General features: G+C 47.2%; 20 protein-coding genes. 5 read left to right on the forward strand and 15 right to left on the reverse strand.

Annotation, left to right across the window (positions count from 1 at the left end; all coding sequences use genetic code 11):
- Positions 1 to 175 precede the first annotated feature (175 nt).
- The 3 genes from N773_RS0110080 to N773_RS0110090 are packed head-to-tail and all read left to right on the forward strand — an operon-like array spanning position 176 to position 2,612.
- Positions 176 to 838, forward strand: a complete 663-nt coding sequence (locus N773_RS0110080; protein WP_024857672.1) for a response regulator transcription factor — start codon at positions 176 to 178, stop codon at positions 836 to 838.
- Positions 835 to 2,052, forward strand: a complete 1,218-nt coding sequence (locus tag N773_RS0110085; protein WP_024857673.1) for a HAMP domain-containing sensor histidine kinase — start codon at positions 835 to 837, stop codon at positions 2,050 to 2,052. The genes N773_RS0110080 and N773_RS0110085 overlap by 4 nt, the downstream gene beginning before the upstream one ends.
- Before the next feature lie 26 nt (positions 2,053 to 2,078).
- Complete coding sequence (locus tag N773_RS0110090; protein ID WP_024857674.1) at positions 2,079 to 2,612, forward strand: T6SS immunity protein Tdi1 domain-containing protein; 534 nt, start codon at positions 2,079 to 2,081, stop codon at positions 2,610 to 2,612.
- Positions 2,613 to 2,696: 84 nt separating this feature from the next.
- Here the strand turns inward: N773_RS0110090 and N773_RS0110095 are convergent, their stop codons facing one another.
- The 4 genes from N773_RS0110095 to N773_RS0110110 all read right to left on the reverse strand — a co-directional run bounded on the left by N773_RS0110095 (position 2,697) and on the right by N773_RS0110110 (position 8,139).
- Positions 2,697 to 4,187: a GH39 family glycosyl hydrolase gene (locus N773_RS0110095; RefSeq protein ID WP_024857675.1), complete on the reverse strand. Its 1,491-nt coding sequence runs from the start codon at positions 4,185 to 4,187 to the stop codon at positions 2,697 to 2,699.
- Positions 4,188 to 4,277: 90 nt separating this feature from the next.
- Positions 4,278 to 5,252, reverse strand: coding sequence for a carbohydrate ABC transporter permease (locus N773_RS0110100; RefSeq protein ID WP_024857676.1), 975 nt, complete (start codon positions 5,250 to 5,252; stop codon positions 4,278 to 4,280).
- 12 nt (positions 5,253 to 5,264) lie between these two features.
- A complete protein-coding gene (locus N773_RS0110105) occupies positions 5,265 to 6,185 on the reverse strand; it encodes an ABC transporter permease (protein WP_024857677.1) in 921 nt (306 codons plus the stop codon).
- Positions 6,186 to 6,441: 256 nt separating this feature from the next.
- Positions 6,442 to 8,139, reverse strand: coding sequence for an extracellular solute-binding protein (locus N773_RS0110110; RefSeq protein ID WP_024857678.1), 1,698 nt, complete (start codon positions 8,137 to 8,139; stop codon positions 6,442 to 6,444).
- A 513-nt stretch (positions 8,140 to 8,652) separates the two neighbouring features.
- Here N773_RS0110110 and N773_RS0110115 point away from each other — a divergent pair.
- A complete protein-coding gene (locus tag N773_RS0110115; RefSeq protein WP_024857679.1) occupies positions 8,653 to 9,354 on the forward strand; it encodes a metallophosphoesterase in 702 nt (233 codons plus the stop codon).
- Here N773_RS0110115 and N773_RS0110120 read toward each other — a convergent pair.
- Entirely contained in the window at positions 9,345 to 9,764 is a 420-nt protein-coding gene (locus N773_RS0110120; RefSeq protein ID WP_024857680.1) for a hypothetical protein, read from the reverse strand. The genes N773_RS0110115 and N773_RS0110120 overlap by 10 nt on opposite strands.
- Before the next feature lie 147 nt (positions 9,765 to 9,911).
- On the opposite strand from N773_RS0110120, the gene N773_RS0110125 reads away from it, so the two are divergent.
- On the forward strand, positions 9,912 to 11,723 hold the full coding sequence (locus N773_RS0110125; RefSeq protein WP_024857681.1) for a beta-L-arabinofuranosidase domain-containing protein: 1,812 nt from the start codon (positions 9,912 to 9,914) through the stop codon (positions 11,721 to 11,723).
- A gap of 79 nt (positions 11,724 to 11,802) precedes the next feature.
- Here the strand turns inward: N773_RS0110125 and N773_RS0110130 are convergent, their stop codons facing one another.
- The 10 genes from N773_RS0110130 to N773_RS0110175 form a co-directional block, all read right to left on the reverse strand.
- Positions 11,803 to 12,849 (reverse strand): O-acetyl-ADP-ribose deacetylase, encoded by a 1,047-nt coding sequence (locus N773_RS0110130; RefSeq protein ID WP_024857682.1) that lies wholly within the window; start codon positions 12,847 to 12,849, stop codon positions 11,803 to 11,805.
- 26 nt (positions 12,850 to 12,875) lie between these two features.
- Entirely contained in the window at positions 12,876 to 15,134 is a 2,259-nt protein-coding gene (gene recD2 / locus N773_RS0110135) for an SF1B family DNA helicase RecD2 (protein ID WP_024857683.1), read from the reverse strand.
- Positions 15,127 to 15,474, reverse strand: a complete 348-nt coding sequence (locus N773_RS0110140) for a hypothetical protein (RefSeq protein WP_024857684.1) — start codon at positions 15,472 to 15,474, stop codon at positions 15,127 to 15,129. The genes recD2 and N773_RS0110140 overlap by 8 nt, the downstream gene beginning before the upstream one ends.
- Positions 15,475 to 15,565: 91 nt before the next feature.
- Positions 15,566 to 16,348 (reverse strand): zinc ribbon domain-containing protein, encoded by a 783-nt coding sequence (locus tag N773_RS0110145; RefSeq protein WP_024857685.1) that lies wholly within the window; start codon positions 16,346 to 16,348, stop codon positions 15,566 to 15,568.
- A 12-nt stretch (positions 16,349 to 16,360) separates the two neighbouring features.
- Positions 16,361 to 17,158 (reverse strand): zinc ribbon domain-containing protein, encoded by a 798-nt coding sequence (locus N773_RS0110150; protein ID WP_024857686.1) that lies wholly within the window; start codon positions 17,156 to 17,158, stop codon positions 16,361 to 16,363.
- Positions 17,159 to 17,311: 153 nt separating this feature from the next.
- Positions 17,312 to 19,429 carry a polyribonucleotide nucleotidyltransferase gene (locus tag N773_RS0110155; RefSeq protein WP_024857687.1) on the reverse strand — a complete coding sequence of 706 codons (2,118 nt, stop codon included), beginning with the start codon at positions 19,427 to 19,429 and terminating at the stop codon, positions 17,312 to 17,314.
- A 186-nt stretch (positions 19,430 to 19,615) separates the two neighbouring features.
- Complete coding sequence (gene rpsO, locus N773_RS0110160) at positions 19,616 to 19,882, reverse strand: 30S ribosomal protein S15 (protein WP_024857688.1); 267 nt, start codon at positions 19,880 to 19,882, stop codon at positions 19,616 to 19,618.
- Between the two features lie 574 nt (positions 19,883 to 20,456).
- Entirely contained in the window at positions 20,457 to 21,302 is an 846-nt protein-coding gene (locus tag N773_RS0110165) for a ComEC/Rec2 family competence protein (RefSeq protein ID WP_024857689.1), read from the reverse strand.
- 66 nt (positions 21,303 to 21,368) lie between these two features.
- Positions 21,369 to 22,817 (reverse strand): D-alanyl-D-alanine carboxypeptidase family protein, encoded by a 1,449-nt coding sequence (locus N773_RS0110170; RefSeq protein ID WP_024857690.1) that lies wholly within the window; start codon positions 22,815 to 22,817, stop codon positions 21,369 to 21,371.
- Positions 22,818 to 22,925: 108 nt separating this feature from the next.
- Positions 22,926 to 23,831: a cation diffusion facilitator family transporter gene (locus N773_RS0110175; protein ID WP_080678334.1), complete on the reverse strand. Its 906-nt coding sequence runs from the start codon at positions 23,829 to 23,831 to the stop codon at positions 22,926 to 22,928.
- Between the last annotated feature and the right edge of the window lie 25 nt (positions 23,832 to 23,856).

Below are 23,856 nucleotides of genomic sequence, written 5' to 3' on the forward strand. Positions count from 1 at the left end.
AGCTGCCCCTGCCAAAAAGAAATAGAAGTCTTTGGAAAGGGGTCCAGCATGACTTCGTGATGCTTTGGAATAACCTTTCTTCAGAAAGGTTTTCCCCAGTAAGTCCCACACTCCGTAAGACAAACTGACGTTTTCGGCAACAGGCGCGGGGAAATTTCATTTGAGGGGTGATATTATGACAGATATACTTATAGTTGAAGATGACAGGGAGCTTTCCTCTCTTTTGACGGATTTTCTGCGGGCGGAGGGGTACACCGTATCGGCTGTTGACAGCGGTGACAGGGCTATACAGCTTTTTGAGAGATACGGAGCAAAGCTTGTAGTGCTGGACATAAATCTGCCCGATGTGAACGGCTTCGCAGTATGTTCAAAGCTGAGAGAACAGGCTGATACACCGATACTGATAGTCAGCTGCCGCACGGACAAGGACGACAAGCTGATAGGTTTCGACTTAGGGGCGGACGACTACATCGAAAAGCCTTACGACATCGACATACTGCTTGCAAAGATAAAGGGGATATTCAAGCGGAGATATCAGGTGGATATGATCTGTGCTGACGGCGTTACCCTGAACCTTGCTGACCGCACTGCGGAGATAGACGGTATCAAGACCGAACTTACCGTAAAGGAATTCGACCTGCTGACACTGCTGGTGCAGAACAGGGACAAGGTCATGAAGAAGGAGTACCTTTTCAACAGCGTATGGGGCAGTGACAGCGATTCCGAGATGCAGACACTCCATGTGCATATAAACCGTCTGCGGCAGAAGCTTGGTGACGACCCGAAGAACGCAAAACGTCTGCTGACGGTGTGGGGCGTGGGGTATAAATTCGTATGAGCGCTTTCAGGAAACTTTTCATCGCGGTAACGTTGCTTTTCATCATACTGGCGGTATTTCTGAATATCGCACTGATAAAGCAGAAAAATTCTCCCGCAGGGCTGTACCGCGTTGAAGCAAAACGACTTGCTGACGATATCGAGGAAAAGGGCAGTTATGACCTGACCGAGTACCCTCACCTTACGGGGGTGTTCACCGAAGATGACGGCGACATTTATACATCGGATAACAATTACCTTATCATCAAAGCGGGGGGAAAGCTTTATCGGGTCGAGTATACCATCTCCGATTACAGGTCGGGTTTTCTGCTGATAAACGGTACGCTGGCTGTGTTGCTTGTGATAATGCTGATACTGTTTCGGTACATACGCAGAAACATCATAGTGCCTTTCGGCAGGCTGAACGATGTTCCCCAGGAACTTGCAAGGGGAAATCTCGCAGTGCCGATACCCGAGGAAAAAAGCCGATTTTTCGGAAAATTTACCTGGGGCGTTAATATGCTGAGGGAAAGCATCGAAGAGAACCGCACCAAGGAGATATCCATGCAGAGGGACAAAAAGCTTCTTCTGCTGTCACTTTCCCACGATATCAAAACTCCCCTTTCAGCCATAAAGCTGAACGCAAAAGCACTGGCAAGGGGTCTTTACAAGGACGAGGAAAAACAGCGTGAAGCGGCTGAAAGCATCAACGCCCGTGCCGATGAGATAGAAAGCTTCGTCAGCAGGATAACCAAAGCTTCAAGCGAGGATTTCATGGATTTCGAGGTTCATATGGGTGAGGGATTTCTTAGCGGTATCCTTTCACGAATATATGACAGATACGCACCTCAGCTGAATATCAGCCACACCGAATTCGTGATAAATGAATACGAGGATTGTATCCTCAGCTGTGACAGTGACAGGCTGGCGGAATGTTTGCAGAACCTTATCGAGAACGCCATAAAATACGGCGACGGCAAACGCATCGAGATATGTTTTGACACGATGGACGGCTGCAAACTAATAACCGTGAAAAACACCGGCTGTACCCTTGAAGCCAAGGAACTCCCCCAGATATTTGAAAGCTTCCACCGCGGAAGCAACGCTGAAAAAGCCAAAGGAAGCGGTCTGGGACTTTTCATCTGCCGCAGGCTGATGTCCCTTATGGGCGGCGAGGTATATGCGGATATCAAGGACGAATGTTTTCTTGTAACGCTGGTGGTAAGGCTTGCATAAAAATAATCGAGACAGGAAAAAATATCATGATTGAAGATTTTGTAAAAGTAAAAGCCGTAGACAAAGAGACCATAGAGAAGTACCGCGGCAAACTGCCCGATGAATATCTGGAGATATGGCAGGAACATGGCTACTGCACATTCTATAACGGCTATCTGAAGATAATTGACCCGGAAGAATATCAGGCACTGCTTGAAAGATCTTATTTTCTTGGGAACGTTTCGATACCCATAATGGCGACAGCTTTCGGTGATATTATAACATGGGAGAAAGACGAATTTCTTGGTATCGTCAAATACAGATACGGTGACAATGATGTTATCCAGGCGAGATTCAAGTATTTTATGATGGATGTTGAGTTCGGTGAACTTGATGAAGAATTTTTCACTATTGAACAATACGATGAAGCTGTAGAAAAATACGGCGAACTTGAATACGATGAATGTTTCGGTTATGTTCCTCTGCTAGCACTGGGCGGAAATGAATCTGTAAACAACCTGAAAAAAGTGAAGATGAAAGAACATATAGCACTCATCTATAACATGGTCGGTGAGATATAAGATATCTGCCGATGTCAGCAAAAAAAAAATTCTGAGGGAGATCCTTGTCAAAAGGGTCTCCCTCGGTTTTACATATAGTTTGTATCAGTGGAAAGATAATACCTTGTCGTAGTCGTAGCCGCGGTCTGGGGTGAAAGTGCGTGGGGTGAGTTCAAAGTAGACTACGCCGTTTCTTTTAGCGGTGAGTGAGATATCTGCTTTTCCGTTTTCGGCAGAAATGACATCACTGCCGAAAAGTGGCTTTGCGCAATCACGCAGAAGTTCGGTCTGGGCTTTGGTGAGATATGCGGGTTCGCCCATATCGTGCCATAGCTTCAGGGGATTGCAGGTATCTTCATCAACTGTCTTGGTGATGAGGGTATATTCGCCGCTTGTCGGGAATGTGAATGTACGGGTGAAGTCATCGGTGTCGATATTCCACAAAATACCCGCAAAGCCTTTGTCTGACTTGACGATAACTGCGGTATCATCACGGAGAATGCAGTCGGTACCGAATTCTTTCAGCTGTTTGAAAAAAGCAAAGGTGTAGAAAGTGGGCTTTGGTATACAGCCGTTTGCCACCAGACCAAATCCGCCGTGGAAAGGTGTGAAAGGCACGCCCTGTTCCTCGAAGACATCGCCGAATGTCCAGTAGGAGTAAGATGTGTTCATATCACCCAGATGGGAAAGCTGACCTGCAAGATACGCCGCATTCAGGTTGGTATCGTGGATAACGCCCTTGGGTGTATAGGATGTGCTGAATTCGGTTATGTGTATAGGCAGACCCTTGAACTCATCGAAGCTTTCAACGATATCGCGGGTGGACTGCAGGTTTGCAAGTCTTGCCACAGGTTCTTCAAGCTTTGAATAGTCGTAGTGACCTATGCGCTCGGGAAATTCAACCGTGTAGTGGTGGCGGGTGACGGAATCGGGCTTGATGCCCTCGGCTTTGCAGAATTCAAGGAACTTCTGTATCCACTCTGCATCGTTCACACCGCAGATAGCGGGTCCGCCTACCTGAAAACGTTCATCGTAAGCCTTGATAGCGGTGAAAGTCTCCTTGAAGAGTCTGAAATACTCATCCATATCAGCCTTGTACCAGAATCCCGGGAGATTGGGTTCGTTCCAGACCTCGATATTCCAGTCAAGTACTTCCTCGCCGTAGCGTGAACGCAGATGTTTCAGCAGGGCGATGACCATATCTGTCCAGAGTTTATAGTCCTTGGGTGGAGTGGTATTTCCTTTCCAGTAGAAAATTGTCTGGGTGCCGCTTGCCATTTTTTCGGGCATGAAACCAAGTTCGAGGAAAGGGCGTATACCCAGTTCGAGGTAGCTGTCAAAAATGCGGTCGATGTAGGTGTAGTTGTATTCCACCTTTGTGATGCCGTCTTCCTCATACTCCTGATAGATGGCAACATCATCGCAGAAAAGACCGTGTCCGCGGATATTTTTGAAGCCTATCTCTTTCTGGACAAGTTTCAGCTGTTCAAGGTATTCAGCAGTCAGCGCAAGACCTAGTCTGCCTGTGCCGACACAGTAATCAACATTGTTATTGAATGGTATATTGTTGTTTACATCAATTACAGTTTTTCCCATTTGGTATTCCTCCTAAAAAGACACCGCCTGCATCCCGCAGACGGTGTCTCAAAATGCAAAATATGATGTTGTTTGCTTTAAAACCTGAAATTATTCCTTTACGCCGCCGATGGTAAGACCTGCAACGAAGTATCTCTGTAAGAAAGGATACAGGATAACGATAGGAAGTGCTGTAACAACAGTAGCTGCTGCTCTTACAGAGGTAGGAGTAACTGTTGCAGTAGCGTTCTTCATGGTCTCGGCAGTTGTCTTCTGGTTGGTAACAGAGCTCAGAGTCTTCATCAGCTCATACTGAAGAGTTGACAGATCTGAATTCATTTTGTTATACAGCATTGCATCGAACCAGGAGTTCCACTGACCAACTGCGGTGAACAGTGCAACTGTTGCGATAACGGGCATACACAGGGGGAAGATTATCTTGATGAAGATAGTCAGGTGACCTGCGCCGTCCATCATAGCGGACTCAGCAAGGCTGTCAGGGAGACCGTTCATGTAAGTACGCAGGACCAGCATACTGAATGCGGGTACCATACCGGGCAGGATGTATACCATAAAGCTGTTGGTAAGACCCAGTGCCTTATACACGAGGAATATCGGGATAAGACCGCCTGATACGTACATTGTTAAAACGTACAGCAGAGAGAGCTGTTTTTTGAACAGGAATTCCTTACGGCTGAGCACATAAGCCAGCAGTGCAGTTACCAGTGTAGCGGAAACAGTACCTATAACAGTTCTGAGTACGCTGATCTTAGCAGCTGTGAGCATATTCTGCTGTGAGAGAACGTGCTGGTAGTTTTTGAGTGTAAATACTCTGGGGACCAGAGTGATGCCGCCCTTGAGTGCATCAAGGCCATCATTGAAAGATACTGCTATCATATTCAGCAGAGGATACAGGATGATCACTGAAAATATGATCATGAACGCTGTGTTAAATGCATCGAAAATATTATCACCTGTTGTACGGCGGCTTACGATGCTGTGCTTGGTTTTTGAACCGACGTCCTTTGCATCACGCTTGGGTTTTTCCGCCTGCGGGATAGGGACTTTTTTAGTTAATTCTGCCATTTTGCGCCCTCCTTAATACAGACTTTCTTCACCCATCGCCTTAGCTGATGTATTAGCTATGAAGACGAGTATGATACTTACAAGGCTCTTGAATATACCTGCTGCGACACCGAGGGAGTAGTTACCCTTACTGATACCGTAGTTAAGTACATAGATATCGATAGTTTCAGATACGGACTTTACGAGGTCGTTACCCAGCAGATACTGGAGCTCGAAACCAACGTTCAGTACGTTGCCGACATTCATTATCAGAAGTATGAGTATGGTAGGCTTCAGACCGGGGAGAGTGATGTGCCATATACGGCTCATTCTGCCTGCGCCGTCTATTGAAGCTGCTTCGTAAAGGTCGGGGTTGATAGATGTTATAGCTGCCAGATAGATGATGGAATCCCATCCTGTTTCTTTCCATCTGTTTGCGAAGCCGACTATCCACCAGAAGTACTTCGGGTCAGCCAGCCACTGTATTGGTTTATCGACAACGCCGATACCAACAAGTACCTTGTTCAGTATACCATTCTCCATGGAGAGGACATCGAATACGATACCAGTCAGGATTATCATGGAGAGGAAGTGAGGCAGGTAGGAAATAGTCTGAACGAACTTTTTGCCAATATTGAATCTGAACTCACTGAGGAGTATAGCGAATATAATAGGACAGATAGTACCGAGTACCAGGTTTATGACACCCATTGCCAGGGTGTTTTTTACGCAGCCAATGAATTCATCATTTCTGAACAGGAACTTGAAGTTATCAAGTCCTATAAACTGAGAATGGATGAAACCATCTCTTGGCTTATACCTCTGAAACGCCATTATCCAGCCGAAAAGCGGGGCAAAGTTAAATATCAGAACGTATACTACAAAGGGTATGGACAACAAAAGCAGAGATCTCTGATTTCTCAGCTTTTTACCGAAGTCCGGGTCTTTAAACATTTTTTTCGCACCTCCGAGATGTGGACATCCCCTGCACCCGCCCGAAGGCAGCCGGCAGCAAGAGGTTAGAAAAAGTGTCCGTCCACGCGAACGCCTTTTCTAACCTCTGACATCATACTAATGACATCAGGGGATAGAAATTTAATTGCTTATCATTATGATTTTGAAAATATCCCGCACAAGTCCCCGACTAGCGGGGACTTGATGCAGTATATAAATTTCGTGGAAAGATCGACTATTGACTTTCAGGAGATAATTACTTACCTGCTGCTACGTCAATTCTTCTCTGGATCTCCTTGTTGAATGCGGGCAGCAGTGTGCCGTCAACATCGCACTTCTTCTTGTATTCGGTCAGATACTCGTCCCAAGCTTTATCGAAATCATCAGCGATACAAACCTGAGGCAGGTACTCGTGCTTAACGTTAGCCATCTCAGCCCAAACCAGACCCTCGGGAGTATCGGTTGTCAGAGCGTTGGAGTAAGACCACATAGGATACCAAGCCTCGTTCTCGGGAGCTTCGTTCAGCATCTCAACATAGGTCTTAACGCCGTAAGCGTCGAAGCACTCCTTAACGTCAGCAGACAGTGACTCATAGAACTCAGTTGCCTGGTGGTTAGCGTCACAGCCGTTGATACCGTCGTGATCCATACCGTTGGAGTAGTTGGGGAAGTAAGCGTAAGGACAGAGGTTAGCATTGATGTAAGCCTGATCGTTAGCGTTAGTTCTCATCTCTTCGGTACGAGTGAATACGCCGTCCTCGCCCTTGTTGTAGTTAACGCCTTCAATACCCCAGTTTCTCAGAGTGAGGATCTCGGGATCAAGCAGGTCGTTCATGAACTTCAGAGCGGCCTTTGGCTCCTTGCAGGATACTGTGATACCAACGCCGTTGGAAACGTCCAGAGCGGGCTTAGCGTGCCAGTGTTCCTCAACGCCCTTATCCATTGTGATACCAACAGGTACATATGTGCAATCATCAAGACCGGCAGCCTTTATAGCCAGCTCAGCGTCATTGAAATCCCAGTGCTGGTCAACCATACCGCAAACACGGCCGGTAGACAGCTTGGAGATGTAAGCGTCATACTTCATAGTGAAGGTCTCGGGGTCAACGATGCCCTTCTTGTACTCTTCATTCAGCTTCTGGAAGTATCTCTTAGCAGTATCGGTGGTGTTGTAGTCGATAGCCTCATGAGTATTTCTGTCAACTATGCAGCAGCCGTCGTTTGGATAACCGTCAAGGAAGAAGGGAGCATTCTCAAGGCAGAAGTATCTCCAGTCATCGCAGAGTATCTCATAACCGATGTTGGGAGTACCGTCGGGCATTGTAGGATTAGCCTCTACGTATCTCTCGATAAGGTCGAAGTACTCGTCAAGTGTCTCGATCTTGGGATAGTTAGCCCACTTCAGAACTCTTGTCTGGATCCAGAAAGCTTCGTCGTTGTGTACGCAGGTTGTATCCTTCTCCCAGGTCTTGCCGAACTGAGGAATGATGTAAACGTGGCCGTCATCAGCTCTGATAGAGTTCCACTCAGCCTCGGTGTAGAAGTTCTTGATGTTGGGAAAATCGTCCCAGTATTCATCGATCGGGATGAATGCGCCTGCATCGACCATGCTCTTCATACCGGAAGAAGCATCTACGAAGTCAGGATACTCGCCGCCTGCGATCATAACGCCGATAGCTTCTTCAGCGGTCTGACCTACCAGCCACTCCATCTCGCACTTAGCGCCGATCTTTTCAGCGATCTTGTCCTGTACAACGTTGCCTTCATCGACCTTATTGCCGGGAACTGCGAAGAAAGCGGAGAATACCTTTACTTCAACTTCCTCGCCCTTATCGTTTACAATCTTCTTTGTTTCCTGCTCGCCCTTTTTGCCGCCTGTAGAACCACAGGATGCCATACCGACAACCATTGCCATTGCCATCAGGGCAGCAGCTGCTCTTTTGAGTCTTTTCATAGTTTACAACCTCCAAATAACGTTTATTTTAGCTTTGAACATAATAGCTAAATTTTGTTTTGTTTTTGCTAAGATTATTATAGCAAATAAATCTGCTTTTGTGAATAGTTATCAGGAAACTAAGCAATAATTGCAAATAATTTATGCCAAATCAGCAAAATATGTGTAATCTCACAGCAAGACAACTTTTACTTAGCAAGAAATGAATTTAAGAACGCAATTTTTGAGTTGTAAAGAATTGTCCGATGTAGTACTATATAAAGATTTATAAGAGATGCGATCAAATTTCAATACAAATTCTAGTAATTCTCTACAAATTTGTACGCACTTTTTTGTAAGAGCATGGTTCAGTATGTACGGATAAAGATATGTCGGAAATATGAATGTTTTGATTGACAAGAGGAGGTGTATGTGCTATAATTTAATTGAAAGCATAATTACTCTTTATTAATATACTCAACTTATAAGTTCCATTTTTAACACTGTATACGTTCCAGAATCTAAGGAGAAGCTATGGCTACATATGTAATGAGCGATCTACACGGCGAATATGACAAATACTGCGAAATGCTCAAAAAGATAGATCTCAGTCCCGAAGATACTCTATTCATACTCGGTGATGTGGTAGACAGAGGTCCCAAGCCTGTTGATATACTGCTGGATATGATGAAGCATCCCAACATCTACCCGCTTATGGGTAATCATGACCTGCTGGCTCTGGATATACTCAAAAAGCTGAACACCGAGATAACAGAGGATAACTATGCAGATCATCTTGATGCGGATACCATGAACGAGCTGCTATACTGGCTGAGGGACGGCGGTCAGACAACTCTTGCACAGTTCAGACAGCTGACAGCTGAGGAAAAGGCTGATGTACTGGACTATATGGAGGAATTTTCCATATGTGAATCCGTTGAAGCGGGCGGAAAGACATTCGTGATGGTACACGCGGGTCTGGGAAATTTCCGAAAAGGTAAAAAACTCCGTGAATACACGCTTCAGGAGCTTCTGATGGACAGGCACGACCCTGAGGTGGACTGCTTCGGCGAGGACGATATCTACGTTGTTGCGGGGCATACGCCTACGATACTTTTATGCGGAAAGCCCGAGATATTTCACAGCCATCACAACATTTTCATCGACTGCGGCGCCTGCATGGGCGGACGGCTTGCCTGCCTGTGTCTTGATACGATGAATGAATACTATATCTGATAACGATCACAGTGAGTGTGGCAGAGGGATCTGCCATGCTCTTTTATTTTTGCGGCAATGACTTCATCACAGCCTTCGGGCAGGGTGAAATATCCGCCTTCAAGAATATAGATATCCCCGATGATATCGGTGTTTTTCAGGGATAGAAAAGCTTCTGCGGGGTCATGAAAAAAGTGTATCGGTAAACTGACGGTCATTTCAATACAGACTCCATCGGGGCATTTTGAAACTTTTGTATCGCCGCTTATCTCGGCGCCGATACTGTTCATGACCTGCGCCCTGACAGCCGCCAGAAATATCTTTGCTGAGATATCCCGCGATCGCAGGGAATCAAAGCTCAGTCCGAGTTCTGAAAGCTCGGCATTATCCACGCGTACCACCGCGCGGGAACCGATGTGTTCTATCTCCATAAGATCACCCCTGTGCATACTATGCAGATAGAGCAGGGTTTGACACAGGGGTGATTTTTTCAACACAATATCGGATAGATCCATTTACAAAATATGTATTGAGTGATATAATATATGCGAACAATTTTATAACGGAGGTCGATCGATATGCTGAAAGCACCGAATTTAGCTGATTGCCGTGTCACAGGAGGGATATTTCGTGAGCGAATGGAGCTTAACAGGAAGTATCTGAAAGAATTGGAGCCCATGTGTCTGCTGCAGAATTTTTATCTGGAGGCGGGAATAATACTGCCCGATATGCAGGTGATAAACGAGCCCGAAAAGGCAAATCTTCACTGGGGCTGGGAGTCACCTGCCTGTCAGCTGAGAGGGCATTTTCTGGGGCACTGGATGTCTGCGGCGGCAATGCTGTCGGCAAGTGACGGGGACAGTGAGCTGAAAGAGAAACTGTCCAAAATAGTAGACGAATTGGAACGCTGTCAGATCCGCAACGGCGGAAAATGGGTAGGGAGCATACCCGAGAAATATTTCAAATTTATGGAAAGCGAGGACTATATCTGGTCGCCGCAATACACCATGCACAAAACGCTGATGGGTCTGGTGGACGCTTACCGCTATGCAGGCATCAAAAAGGCATTAAAAATAGCAGATGCCCTCGCCGACTGGTACATCGAGTGGGCGGAGTCGATAAAGGAATCCGCGCCTTTCACGATATTCAAGGGCGAACAGGGCGGTATGCTTGAGGAATGGTGCATACTTTTCGAGCTGACCCATGACCCGAAATATCAGAAGCTTATGGACATATACCGCGAAAATGCGCTGTATCACAAGCTTGAACAGCACAGGGACGCACTGACGGACGATCATGCAAATGCAAGTATACCGCTTTCTCACGGAGCTGCCAGAATGTACGATATCACATGCGAGGAACGGTGGAAAATCATCAGCGAGGAGTTCTGGGAGCAGGCTGTGACAAAGCGGGGAATGTTTGCGACATCTGGCGCAAATTCGGGAGAATTCTGGATACCTGAGCATTCACATGGCAGTTATATCAGCGATACCGATCAGGAGTTCTGCACGGTTTACAATATGGTGCGTCTGGCTGATTTTCTGTACAGAAGAACAGGCGATACCGTTTATGCGGACTACATCGAAAGGGCGCTGTACAACGGATTTCTGGCACAGCAAAATATGCACAGCGGTATGCCTGCATATTTTCTGCCGCTGGCTTCGGGAAGCCGCAAAAAATGGGGCAGCAAACGGCACGATTTCTGGTGCTGTCACGGCACGATGGTGCAGGCGCAGACCCTCTACCCGCGGCTGATATGGTACACCGAGGGCAATACAGTGACTGTTGCGCAGTATATCCCATCGGAAGTCAAACTCGATATCGGCGGCAAGGAAGTCAGACTTTCACAGTGCACGGAGCTTAAAAACCTGAATAATCAGGTATTTTTCGACGAAGACAAGGGCGGCGAGAAAAGCAGGTGGTCGCTGAGGTTCGATATCGGATGTGACGAGGCAACTGAATTCACGCTGAAACTGCGTATGCCATGGTGGCTGAAAGGTACTCCGCAGGTGATGGTTGACGGTGAACCGACACAGGCGGATATTGCTGAGAATTATCTGTATATCACTAAATTCTGGCAGAACAGCACCATACAATTATTGCTCACGCCTGAGTTGACGGCGGAACCTCTGCCCGATATGCCAGAAGTCGCCGCACTGATGGACGGCCCTATCGTACTTGCGGGAATGACAGACAAGGATATCGGCTTGCATGGGGATATCTACGCCCCCGAAAGTTTTCTGCACCGTCGGACTACCCATGAATACAAGACATACGTATGGAAACAGAACACCTATATCACACGGCATCAGCCTGTAAACATCGAATTCAAGCCACTTTACGAGGTGACCGATGAGGTTTACACGGTTTATTTCAGCAAGAAAAAATAGATTTTACGGACACGCAAAAAATCAGCAGCACAAATTTGTACTGCTGATTTTTTTTATTTATGAACTTGTACGTACACTGTCAGTTCTGACCGAGAAGAGTCTGGTCAAATTTGAAGAGGGCTTCGTTTATCTCGAAGATATCGTATATTCCGTGGGCGATATGATATCTAATGATGAGGTCGAAATCAAGGGAGTTGGAAAGGGCATATCCCGCTTTGGAGAGAAGTTCTTCGGTCTCACGGATATTGAGTTTAAGTGCCACGGCGAATGCTACCGCTGTCTGCTTTTTGGGCTTATAGTGAACATCGCTTCGTATCTTTGAGAACAGCTTGCGGTCGATATTGGCGCGTTTATAGGCTTCAACATCGGTCATACCGCGTTCGTCTATAAGTCGCAGGAGTGACTGAGAGAATGACTCGTCACGCATGGAGAAATAGTCTTCCGCCGATGCTTCCTCTGCAATTTCGCAGGGTACTGAACCTGCGGCTTCGGAACTTTTGCGTCTGCTGAAAATGCTTTTCTTTTTGGACTTGGCGGGTGGTTCATCGTTCATAACTGCCGCGCCCATAAGAGGTCTGCGGTCGCTGTCATCGCGGAGTTTAGCGTAGGCATCGTCGATGTACTGCCTTATATCCTCATAACGCTGTACGCTTATCTCGAAACTGTCTTTATCGAATATCACAAGTGTGATATCCATATCGTGGTCTTCAAGGAATTTTCGCGCTTCGTCCGCGGCAATGGCTATGGCTTCCGCCTTGGGGTAGCCGTATACTCCTGCCGAAATCAGCGGGAAAGCTATGCTTGTACAGCCAAGGCTTTCAGCAAGTGCAAGGGAATTTCGGTAACAGCTTTGAAGCTGTTCTCTTTCACCGTTTTCACCGCCGTGCCATATGGGGCCTACGGTGTGGATAATATGCTTGCAGTTAAGGCGGTAGCCCTTTGTCGCCTTTGCCTGACCTGTTTCACAGCCGCCGAGAAGTCTGCATTCTTCCAGAAGTTCAGAACCTGCCGCACGGTGTATGGCACCGTCAACTCCACCGCCGCCAAGCAAAGATGTATTGGCAGCATTAACTATTGCGTCAGCTTTAAGTTTGGTTATATCCGCACGCACCAGACTAAATGGCATAATTATCCCTCCGTTTACTGTTATGTTTATTCTTCTGCTTTATCTTCAAGTGAAAGCTGTCCAAGGTCATCGCCGTAGGCGCTTTGCATCAGCATCGTCCTGAGAGCGGTACTTCTTCGGTTTTTACCGTTGTTCATTATCATGAAGCCTATCCGCTGCGCTGTGCCAAGTATCACAAGAAGCTTTTTCGCCCTTGTTACAGCGGTGTACAGCAGATTTCGGTAGTAGAGGCTGTCCATGCCGTCGTAGAGGGTGAGTATGACCGCATCGTACTCAGAGCCCTGACTTTTATGTACTGTGACGGCGTAGGCAAGTTCAAGGTCGTCCAGCATTTCACCGCTGTAATCTGCTATCCTGCCGTCAAAATCTATGGTGACGATCTTCAGGGAAGTCCTGACACCGATGACTATACCTATATCGCCGTTGTAGACACCCTTGCCGTTTTCCTCTTTTCCGTTGTCTGTACGAGTCCAGCTTATCTCGTAGTTGTTCTTTGTCTGCATGACCTTGTCACCCACGCGGTAGATGGCATAGGGGGTTTTTAGCTCGTCCTTTTTCTTGTCAGCGGGATTCAGTTCCTCCTGCAATATCTTGTTGAGTTCGGGAGTGCCGATGCGCCCTTGTCTTGTGGGGGAAAGCACCTGTATATCCCTTATCGGAGAGAAACCGTACTTCTTGGGAAGTCTGTCGCTGCAAAGTTCTACCAGAGTGGTATAGATATCCTCGGCTTCGGGTCTGCGTAGGTATACAAAATCCCTGTCCCGCTTTTTGAGGTCTATCATTTCGCCCGAAACTATCCTGTGGGCGTTCATGACTATGTCGGATTCCTGTGCCTGACGGAACACCTCGGTCAGTCTTACCACCGACATAACTCCGCTGTCGATGATATCCTGCAAAACATTTCCCGGCCCTACGGGGGGAAGCTGGTCGCTGTCGCCCACGAGTATAAGCTTGCAGGTGACGCTGAGGGCGCGAAGCAAGGCTTCAAACAGCACGCTGTCAACCATTGACATCTCGTCAACCACCATTACCTCGCAGTCGAGAAGGTCGTCTTCATCGTGAACGAACAGCATTCTGTCGCCGTCAGAGGGTATAACTTCAAGCATACGATGGATAGTTTTGGCTTCACAGCCTGTCATATCGCTTATGCGCTTTGCCGCACGGCCTGTTGGGGCGGCAATCATGACATCGAGACCCTGCTGTTCAAACAGGGAGATTATGGCGTTGAGGGTAGTGGTCTTGCCTGTACCGGGGCCGCCGGTCAGGACAAGAAAGCCCTCGGATATTGCGAGGTTTATGGCTTTGCGCTGTTTATCCTCGTACTTTATGCCGCTCTCCTGTTCTTCCATGTCGATTATCTCGGAGTAGTCTATCTTGTTATCATGGGTTATGCTTCGCATGACTTCAAGACGGCGGGATATATATTCCTCTGCCTTGTAATAGCAGTGTAGCATGGCGTGTTCAACGCCGCCGATATCCATTTTGAAAATATCCTGTTCTTCAAGTGCGACTTCTTTGACTTTATCAAACAATTCCCCGCTGACATTCAGCAGGCGCATGGTATCACGTTTGAGTACTTCCATGGGTATGCAGGTGTGACCGCCCTCACGGGCTGAACTTCTCAGCACGAAAGCCATGCCCGCTCTTATCCTCTGCTCGCTGTCACGGGGGATATCCTCGCTTTCGGCTATCTCGTCAGCCTTGGCGAAAGCAAGCTCGATGCCGTCGTTGCAAAGCAGGTAGGGATTGGACTTTATAAGGTCTTCCGCAGAATTTCCCAGTTTTCTCCATGCGCGGACACCGTATTTTGTGGCAACGCCGTTCTTGCTCATATAAACCAGAAGTGCCCTTGCGGCAAAGGTCTTTTTAAAATCCTCGTGTATCGCATCGGCTTTTTTAGGGTCTATGCCTTTGACCTCGGTGAGCTTTTCGGGCTCGTTCTCGATTATCTCAAGAGTCTTACCGCCGAAAGCTGCCACAAGCCTTTTTGCCATAACAGGCTTTACCGAATCCAGCGCACCGCTTACAAGATAGCGCAGTATGGAGGCTTCTCCTGTCGGAAGGCTTCGCTCAAACATCTGCACGCGGAACTGTCTGCCGAAAGTGCGGTGCTTGACGTATTCACCTGTGAGTATGACGCTTTCGCCCTCTTCAATGTTGCCAAGCTCCCCTACCGCCTTTATAAGGTCGTCCCCCGTGTTTACGTCGATCACACAGAAGCTCCCGTCATCGCTTTTGAACTGAACGCGGTCTACCTCGCCCTCTATCTTTTCCGCTTCACTCATTTTTGACCTCCCATGTGTCCGCCTTGACCTGCTGATTTTTCTGCCCGCAGATGATATCCGCAAGCTCATCTGCCGCCGCAAGGATAACGCCGTACTTCGCGGCAAATCCCATTATACGTCGGCTGAATCTGCCGTTCTCGCTGACAAGTATCACCTGTCTGCCGTACTCCCCTGCCGCTTCTTCGTCCCTGATGATACCGAGTATCTCTTCCTCGCAGGATATATCCTCACCGCACCGTATCACTACTGCTGCGCGGCATTTTCTTTTACTGCGTGATATCATCTGTACTGCCAGCGATACTGCTGTCAGCAGGAATATCACCGCCGCCATTACTGCCATAGGCTCACCCCCATACATGGTATGAAATGCAAGCCTGAAACGTTACGCCCCCAAGACCCGCAGACTGCGGTCCTCGAGGGCATAAACACGATCACTTCTTGTCTATCTTCAGAGATTTATATATCTCGTCCAGTTTCTTTTGCAGCTTGTCCCTGCGATTGCTGGAATACAGGACGCTGAACTGGTATAACTTTTCGTCCACTACCTCGATACGCATCTCAACATAATTGTTGGTCATAGCAGTATCACTGTATGTGAACTTGAGCACGCCGTTATTATTATCTATAAGTTCGTAATCTTTAAGCTGTTCACTGAAAGTTTCATCGAGTTCTCCTGCAAAATCCTTTTTCAGCGTTACCAGCTTATCCTTGCCTTCATAGTATTCCATAAGCCCATCAAGGTCATTTGAACCAGGGGAATCACCAAGTTCGGGAATGAGGTTTTTCACGTCATATATCACATAAGTGAATTCCAATTCGGTGTTCGCGAAGGATCTGCATTTTTCGCTCGACATGACTTCAAAGCTAAAATCGTCCACCTCTCTCATGGATGCCGGAAGCGTTACCTCAAAGCCGTCAACCTTTATCGTTGTACGCTTTCTGTCATATACAAAGAACACCAGTGTGATTATCAGCAGTGCAAGTGCGATCAGGATATAGCTGATAGTTTTCGGATTCATGCCCGAAAATGCTTTTGCACGTCTTTCCTTGACTATTATACCGCCGAACTGTTCTGCATTCTGCCTGAATCTGTCCTGTGCTGACATTTCTTTATCCAGATTGACTTTTTTATCGACAACCCTTATGGTATCACCGCAGTTTTTACATACAGTATCACTGTCGTTTATAACTGCTCCGCAAGTTTTACAAACCATACTTCCGCCCCCTTACTTCTTGTATTCTATCGAATCATACATTTTCCTGAATTTGCTTATAAACTTGTTCTCTTTTTTCTTATTGCAGTATGCATAATACATATAACAGGAATCACCCTCGAAATCGATCATCATATCACAGAACCAGTCTGTACCGTCATCTGTAAAATAAAATCTCATGTGATTGCCAAGCTGATCTTTTTTCTTATAGCCTTTGATCTCACTGTCACTGCTCATAGCTGCATCCATGAACGGGAACATAAAGTTGAGATATGTTTCCTCATCTCCGTCACCAAGTTCAAGATCTGACATTTCATACTTGGAATATACGAAGCCCATATCCCTGTTCGCATACGCAGTAACATCCTCTGCATCTACATCGCCGAATATCGTACTGCTCCTTTTTTCCACTTTCTGCGGAAAAGTTACTGTGATATCTCCGAAGCTTTCAGTCTGCGGAGAATTATACTTTATCTGATAACCCAGAATGGATACCAGTATAATAATGACAGTAATGAGAATACTTATCAGCTTGGTGGTCGGTATAGAAGACGAGCGTTTGCGTGTATAACTGCCGCTGTCGAAAGACGAGTTCATGCCGTAGTTGCCATAACCCTGACCGCCGCCATTCATACCGTAATTGCCATAGCCCTGACCGCCGTTCATGGTATTTCCGCCGTAGCCATAGCTGCTCTGCTGACCGTATCCTGTGTTGTTATACGCAGGACCCATTTCTGCTCTTCTGGTACCGCAATTTTTGCACTCGTTGTCTGTTGCACCCAAAGGGGCACCGCAAATAGGACAATTCATATTCTGTTACTCCTTTGCTTTTTTCTTTTGTGTTACGCAATTATGTATATTCTGTTATGCGAATATCCCGTAACCCGACTCAATTTCATATAATTACAGCTATGCAGGGCGCACCCGTAGACACGTCCTGCATAAAGCAATTATTCTTAAAAATTATTCCTTGTTGGCAGCTCTCTTTGCAAGATCAGCGAGAGCGTCCTTTCTGGACAGATTGATCCTGCCCTGATCGTCGATCTCCATTACCTTAACAACGATCTCGTCGCCGATGGATACAACGTCTTCTACCTTTTCAACTCTCTGCTTATCCAGCTTGGAGATATGTACAAGACCGTCCTTGCCGGGAGCGATCTCAACAAATGCGCCGAAGTTCATGATACGAACTACCTTGCCCTTGTAGATAGCGCCGATCTCGGGATCGTTTGCGATAGTGTTGATGATGTTGATAGCAGCCTGTGCCTTCTCCTTATCGAGACCGCTGACAAATACGCTGCCGTCCTCGGAGATATCGATCTTGACATCGCACTCAGCGGAGATCTTCTGGATAACCTTTCCGCCTGAACCGATAACTTCTCTGATCTTATCAACAGGAACCTTGGTGGAGAGCATCTTTGGAGCCCACTTGCTTACCTCAGGTCTAACCTCGGGGATAGCCTTGAGCATGATCTCATCAAGGATATACATTCTTGCTTTTCTTGTCTTCTCGAATGCGCTTGCGATGATATCCATAGTCAGACCATCGACCTTGATATCGACCTGGATAGCGGTGATACCGTTCTTGGTACCGCCTACCTTGAAGTCCATATCGCCGTAGAAGTCTTCAAGACCCTGGATATCTACCATTGTCATCCAGCTGCCGTCTTCCTTGGTGATAAGGCCGCAGGAGATACCTGCAACGGGTTCCTTTATCGGAACGCCTGCGTCCATCAGAGCGAGGGTAGAACCGCAGATAGAGCCCTGAGAAGTTGAACCGTTGGAAGAAAGCACCTCGGATACGCATCTGATAGCGTAGGGGAATTCCTCAACGCTGGGCAGTACAGGAACAAGAGCTCTTTCAGCCAGTGCGCCGTGACCGATCTCACGTCTTCCGGGGCCTCTTGAAGGTCTTGTCTCACCAACAGAGTAGCTGGGGAAGTTGTACTGGTGCATATATCTCTTGCTGGTCTCCTCGTCAAGACCGTCAAGCTTCTGAGCATCGGAAACAGGGCCGAGAGTACAGATAGTCATTACCTGTGTCTGACCTCTGGTGAAGATACCTGAACCGTGAACTCTGGGCAGTACGCCAACTTCAGCAGCGAGAGGTCTGATCTCGTCGATGCCTCTGCCGTCAACACGCTTGCCCTCATAGAGCCAGTTTCTAACGATCTTCTTCTGCAGCTTGTAGAGAACTTCCTCAAGCATAGCGCCCTGATCGGGATACTGCTCGTCATACTTCTCATGAACTGCATCATATATAGGCTGCATTCTTGCATCTCTTACGTTCTTGTCATCGGTATCGAGAGCCTTCTTGACGTCCTCGCCTACCATAGCCTCGATCTCATCGAAGAGGTCGTGGTCAACTTCCATGGACTCGAACTCGAACTTAGGCTTGCCGATCTCCTTCTGGATACCCTTGATGAATTCGACCATCTTCTTGATCTCGGTATGACCTGTCTCGATAGCCTTCAGCATCAAATCATCGGGGATCTCCTCAGCGCCTGCTTCGATCATAACGATCTTCTCGGCAGAACCTGCAACTGTCAGGTTCAGCTTGTTATTAGCTCTCTGCTCCAGAGTGGGGTTCAGAACCAGCTCGCCGTCAACATAGCCAACGTTGATGGAAGCAACAGGTCCGTTCCACGGGATATCGGAGATAGAGATAGCGATAGCAGCAGCGATCATACCTGTGATCTCGGGTGAGTTATCGGGGTCAACAGCCAGTACTGTCATAACAACAGTTACATCGTTTCTCATGTCCTTGGGGAACAGAGGTCTGATAGGTCTGTCAACACATCTTGAAGTCAGTATAGCCTTATCGCTTGCCTTGCCCTCACGCTTAGTGAAAGAGCCGGGGATCTTGCCTACTGCATACATCTTCTCCTCAAAATCAACTGAAAGAGGGAAGAAGTCAACGCCCTCACGGGGCTTCTTGGAAGCTGTAACGTTAGCCATTACAACGGTCTCGCCGTATCTTACCCAGCATGAGCCGTTTGCAAGTCCGCAGGTCTTGCCTGTTTCAACAACGACAGGTCTGCCTGCATAAGTAGTTTCAAAAGTCCTTGCGTTCTCAAACATATTGATTATCCTCCTTAACGCTGTCCGGCAAAGGCTTTAGCATAAAGCGCAGAGTGCAGATTTTCCCGACTTTTACACTCTCCGTTCAATGCTAAAAAACCATCACGCGAACATAATTTTACTGTTTTTAAAAACACCAAAAGGCAGTGGCGGACAGCCGCCTCTGCCTTGATGATCTTAACTTGATTACTTACGGATACCCAGCTTCTCGATAATAGTTCTGTATCTCTCGATGTCGTTCTTCTTCAGGTAGTTGAGAAGGTTTCTTCTCTTACCGATCATCTTGTACATACCTCTTCTGGAGTGGTTATCCTTCTTGTGGACCTTCAGGTGTTCTGTCAGGTCGCTGATCCTCTTGGTCAGTATAGCGATCTGTACCTCGGGGGAACCTGTGTCGGTCTCATGAGTTCTGTTAGCCTCGATAACGGCTGTCTTTTCGTCTTTTCTCAGCATAATTTTGTACCTCTTTCTTAAAATATTTTCCTCTGCATCGGCATACGGCAGGTACATTCTTCTTACCGAAGCGTGACCCGTATTCTGATGCAGGGATACTTATGCCTGTGCGCTATCCGCACAATATGACTTATTTATTATACACTATATTCTGTTGTTTGTAAAGTGAGTTCATATAAATTTTACATTTATGGTTTGTATGTTTTGTGAGGACTGCGGTGGACATTGGTCGCCCCTCGTTCCTCGGGTCGAGAAATCAACGAGCTAACGCCGTTGATTTCGGGCGCGGCAATATCTCACGCAGACAGAAAGAGCGTGGACGGTTGATTTGTCCACGCTCATATTGTTGTTATTGCCGCGCCTTTATTTGGCGGGAAGTTTGCTGTCCTATTTACAGCACGGTTGCCACGTCGCATTTGTGCCTTGACCGAAGGGCTCTGCCCTTCGAGCTTCCCGCAAGCCTTTCGCGAAAGGCTTGAGCCAAAGCTCCCTTCCTTGGCATACTTACCAAACTTCGTGGTTGTCCTTCCAACAATTAATGAACACACTAACGCTTCGCTTTTAGTGTTATGAATTATGAATTATATTCCCCTGCTATGTTCTTGCCGTCGCATTTTACGATAACGCTGTCTGTCTTCGTCAGAAAGATCTCAGCACCGCATTTTTTGAACAGATCTACCGTTTCCTTATCCTCGGGTTCATCTTCGGAACTCGTTATCACTGCGATATCTGCCTTGATCTCTTCGGCAAAGGGTTTCAGCTGTTTCTGCCAGTGTCCGTGGTAAGGCACTTTGACAAATCGGTAGGTTTTATCGTTGCTTGCGGTGAACTCTGCAAGCCTGTCATTCTCCGCATCTCCTGCGAAAAGCATATCAACTTCGCCCAATGACACCTCAGTTATGAGAGAAGAATTATTGCTGGGAGATTTTTCGTACGCTTCCTGTTTAGGAGGGTCTACCGTGAATTCAGCATCGCCGAGAGTAAAACTGAGTTCCTCGCGGACGGTCTGGGGAGTAATATCTTTATTTTTCAGTTCTTCAAGATAATTGTCGTACTCATCGCTCTCCTTCGGGGAATTGCTTTGGAGTACAGCACCGACCTCACAGGATCTCAGCACCTTTGCCGCACCGCCCACATGGTCTTTATCAAAGTGGGTTATGATAAGGTAATCCAGCTTTTTGATGCCGTTTTCTTCCATATAAGTAACTATATGCTTGCCGAAGCCCTTTTCGCCGCAGTCGATAAGAACTGCCCAGTCATCGCCGTAAATGAGTTCGGCATCGGCCTTGCCTGCCTGAAAGCTGTATATCGTCAGTCCGTCACCGACTTCGTCAATGCTGACTTTATTTTTTTTCGCGGTACAGCCCGACATAAACGCCGTAAGTGCCGCTGCGGCTATACATACGATCCTTTTCAGCATAAAACTGTTCCTTTCCTTTACATCTCCCGTCTGTCTATTTCTATTCGAGATACTTCACGTTTTAATTCAGTCATCATCGCTGTCATCATATCTGCTGTCAGCAGAGGGATTGAGTTTTCTCAGATACTTTCTCTGCGCTATCAGGAAACACAGCACGCAGTACAAGCCTATACATACCAGCACTATTGTACCCGTTATTTTGAAAAGCTTTGAGCCGAAATACGCCTTTACCACTCTTGCCCTTTCCTTTACGGGTGAACGTTCAACTTTTGTGGTGGAGATAAGGTCTATAACTGCAAGAGTTTCGCCTTTGTAGGAAAGTTCCATCTTGCCCAGCACATCGCCCTCTTCAACTGGTGCGACTATGTTATCCAGCACGGTTATCTTCTTTTCAACATCATCGATGGGGATATTCGCAGGCCACATACGGCTGTATCCGCAGGCGGGTTTGAGGTTTGCATAATCGCGCTTTTTTCCGTAGCCGACTTTTACGTCCCTGACTTCGCTGAATTCGTTGATGAAATCCTTCTGCACAAGGGTATCGAAAGCCCATTCGTACAGATTTATATGGTCGATGAAATTATAGTAGACCACATCGTCAGCATACATGGAATCGGGGTCTTCTTCGCCTTTTTTGATATCTTCGGGGAGCTTCTCCATAGGCGCACCCATCGTTACTGCCATATAGGTCATGCCGTCAAAGGTGGCATAGCTTGCAAAACAGCGTCCTGCGGCTTCGGTAGTACCCGTCTTTATACCGCGGCAGTTGGTGTAGTAGTAATCGGTGAACTCGTTTATCATATAGTCGGTGCTGACTATATATGTGCCCTCGGGGTGATAGTCGGTAGGTGCCATCGTGAATGAGGGACTGCCCACAAGTTCCCTGAAAACCGGGTACTTGTTAAGAGCGTACCTGCATATGGTGGAGATATCCTTTGCAGTGGAGAAATTCTGCTGAGTGAACAGACCGTGAGCGTTTGAAAAATGGGTATGTTTCAGCCCCAGTTCGGCAGATTTTTCGTTCATCATATCCACGAATGCGGGAACGTTTCCGCCCACGTTTATGGCGATTATATTCGCGGCTTCACAGGCTGATGGTATCAGCAGTGCCGCCAGCAGGTCGTAAGCGCTGACAGATTCGTTGGGCTGTATATCGGCGGTCGCCGCACCTGTATCGTAAAGTTCATCAAAGGCTTCGGTGCCTGCGGACATCATCCTGTTTTTCAGGGTGCTTTCATCGCCGCCCAGTTCATCCAGAAGAACAACAGCCGTCATAAGCTTTGTCAGTGAGGCGGGAGGGACTTCCTTTTCGCCGTTGATATCAACTATGACATCGCCGCTGTCCATATTCACCATATAAACGCATTCGGAATACAGCTTTATATCCCTGCGCTCACCGTCAGCGTCCACAGCAGTGGGCACAAAGCTGAGAGCAGATGCCGAAAAGCTGCCTATATCAGCAAATATCAGCACAGCACACAGCAGTGCCGATATAACACGCAATTTATTTTTCATCTATACTTGACCCTCTTTGTACGGAAATTCAATATTACCAGTATAGCACAATCCTGTGTCATTTGCAAGCGGATTTTGACGAAAATGAAGTGAAAATATTACCGCTCTTTAATCAGGGATATCCGGATTAACGTGTACCATACAGTGCTTTACCTCCGGAAAAGTCTTTTCGATCATGTCATGGACCATTTCAGCCGTGTCATGGGCTTCAACAAGTGTTTTGTCCGGATCCATGCGTATCTCGACTTCAACGTATATCTTAGCGCCGAAAAGTCTTGTTTTCAGTTCATCGATCCCCAGTACGCCCTCTGTGTCAAGTATGACTTCCTGCATTTTAGTAACGGTATCATCACTGCAGGATCTGTCTATCATCTTGTTGACAGCGTCAATGAAGATCTCAAGTGCCGCTTTTTCGATGAAAACGCAGATTATCACGCTTGCAAGAGGGTCAAGCACAGGCAGACCCATTCTCGCACCGAGTATACCCGCAAATGAACCGATGGATGAAAGTGCATCCGAGCGGTGATGCCAAGCATCAGCCATCAGCGCCCCGGAGTTTATCTTAACCGCCGTGCGCTTGGTGTAGTGGTACATAAGTTCCTTAGCAATTATGGATACTACCGCCGCCACAAGTGCCAGCGCCCCCGGCACCACAAGCTTTCCGTTCTGACTGCCTGCTATATTCTGTACGCCTTTGACACCTATGCCGATTCCCGTACCTGCCAGAACCACAGCCAGTATTACCGATGCTACGCACTCCAGCCTCTCGTGACCGTAGGGGTGTTCCTTGTCGGGCTGTTTGCCTGCCAGCTTCACGCCTATTATCACCACAAAAGTGCTGAAAACATCAGAAGCCGAATGTACTGCATCAGATATCATCGCGCCGGACTTTGCAAGTATACCTGCCAGAAGTTTGAGCAGAGAAAGGGCTATATTCACGATGATGCTCACTACCGATACTTTCATCGCCTCTTTTTCAAGCTTGTTGTCTGTTTCTATGATCTCAGCGCTCATAATATCATCTCCTATAAAAATACAC

Origin of the sequence: Ruminococcus albus AD2013 (assembly GCF_000526775.1) — a bacterium.
In the GTDB taxonomy this organism is placed as follows: Bacteria; Bacillota; Clostridia; order Oscillospirales; family Ruminococcaceae; genus Hominimerdicola; species Hominimerdicola alba_A.

Coding starts and splice junctions, on each gene's coding strand:
- N773_RS0110105 (WP_024857677.1), bottom strand. CDS start 6,185: ATGTTTAAAGACCCGGACTTCGGTAAAAAGCTGAGAAATCAGAGATCT.
- rpsO (WP_024857688.1), bottom strand. CDS start 19,882: ATGCTGAGAAAAGACGAAAAGACAGCCGTTATCGAGGCTAACAGAACT.
- N773_RS0110165 (WP_024857689.1), bottom strand. CDS start 21,302: ATGCTGAAAAGGATCGTATGTATAGCCGCAGCGGCACTTACGGCGTTT.
- N773_RS0110125 (WP_024857681.1), top strand. CDS start 9,912: ATGCTGAAAGCACCGAATTTAGCTGATTGCCGTGTCACAGGAGGGATA.
- N773_RS0110130 (WP_024857682.1), bottom strand. CDS start 12,849: ATGCCATTTAGTCTGGTGCGTGCGGATATAACCAAACTTAAAGCTGAC.
- recD2 (WP_024857683.1), bottom strand. CDS start 15,134: ATGAGTGAAGCGGAAAAGATAGAGGGCGAGGTAGACCGCGTTCAGTTC.
- N773_RS0110090 (WP_024857674.1), top strand. CDS start 2,079: ATGATTGAAGATTTTGTAAAAGTAAAAGCCGTAGACAAAGAGACCATA.
- N773_RS0110115 (WP_024857679.1), top strand. CDS start 8,653: ATGGCTACATATGTAATGAGCGATCTACACGGCGAATATGACAAATAC.
- N773_RS0110150 (WP_024857686.1), bottom strand. CDS start 17,158: ATGAATTGTCCTATTTGCGGTGCCCCTTTGGGTGCAACAGACAACGAG.
- N773_RS0110145 (WP_024857685.1), bottom strand. CDS start 16,348: ATGGTTTGTAAAACTTGCGGAGCAGTTATAAACGACAGTGATACTGTA.
- N773_RS0110110 (WP_024857678.1), bottom strand. CDS start 8,139: ATGAAAAGACTCAAAAGAGCAGCTGCTGCCCTGATGGCAATGGCAATG.
- N773_RS0110140 (WP_024857684.1), bottom strand. CDS start 15,474: ATGGCAGTAATGGCGGCGGTGATATTCCTGCTGACAGCAGTATCGCTG.
- N773_RS0110120 (WP_024857680.1), bottom strand. CDS start 9,764: ATGGAGATAGAACACATCGGTTCCCGCGCGGTGGTACGCGTGGATAAT.
- N773_RS0110085 (WP_024857673.1), top strand. CDS start 835: ATGAGCGCTTTCAGGAAACTTTTCATCGCGGTAACGTTGCTTTTCATC.
- N773_RS0110175 (WP_080678334.1), bottom strand. CDS start 23,831: ATGAGCGCTGAGATCATAGAAACAGACAACAAGCTTGAAAAAGAGGCG.
- N773_RS0110100 (WP_024857676.1), bottom strand. CDS start 5,252: ATGGCAGAATTAACTAAAAAAGTCCCTATCCCGCAGGCGGAAAAACCC.
- N773_RS0110170 (WP_024857690.1), bottom strand. CDS start 22,817: ATGAAAAATAAATTGCGTGTTATATCGGCACTGCTGTGTGCTGTGCTG.
- N773_RS0110095 (WP_024857675.1), bottom strand. CDS start 4,187: ATGGGAAAAACTGTAATTGATGTAAACAACAATATACCATTCAATAAC.
- N773_RS0110155 (WP_024857687.1), bottom strand. CDS start 19,429: ATGTTTGAGAACGCAAGGACTTTTGAAACTACTTATGCAGGCAGACCT.
- N773_RS0110080 (WP_024857672.1), top strand. CDS start 176: ATGACAGATATACTTATAGTTGAAGATGACAGGGAGCTTTCCTCTCTT.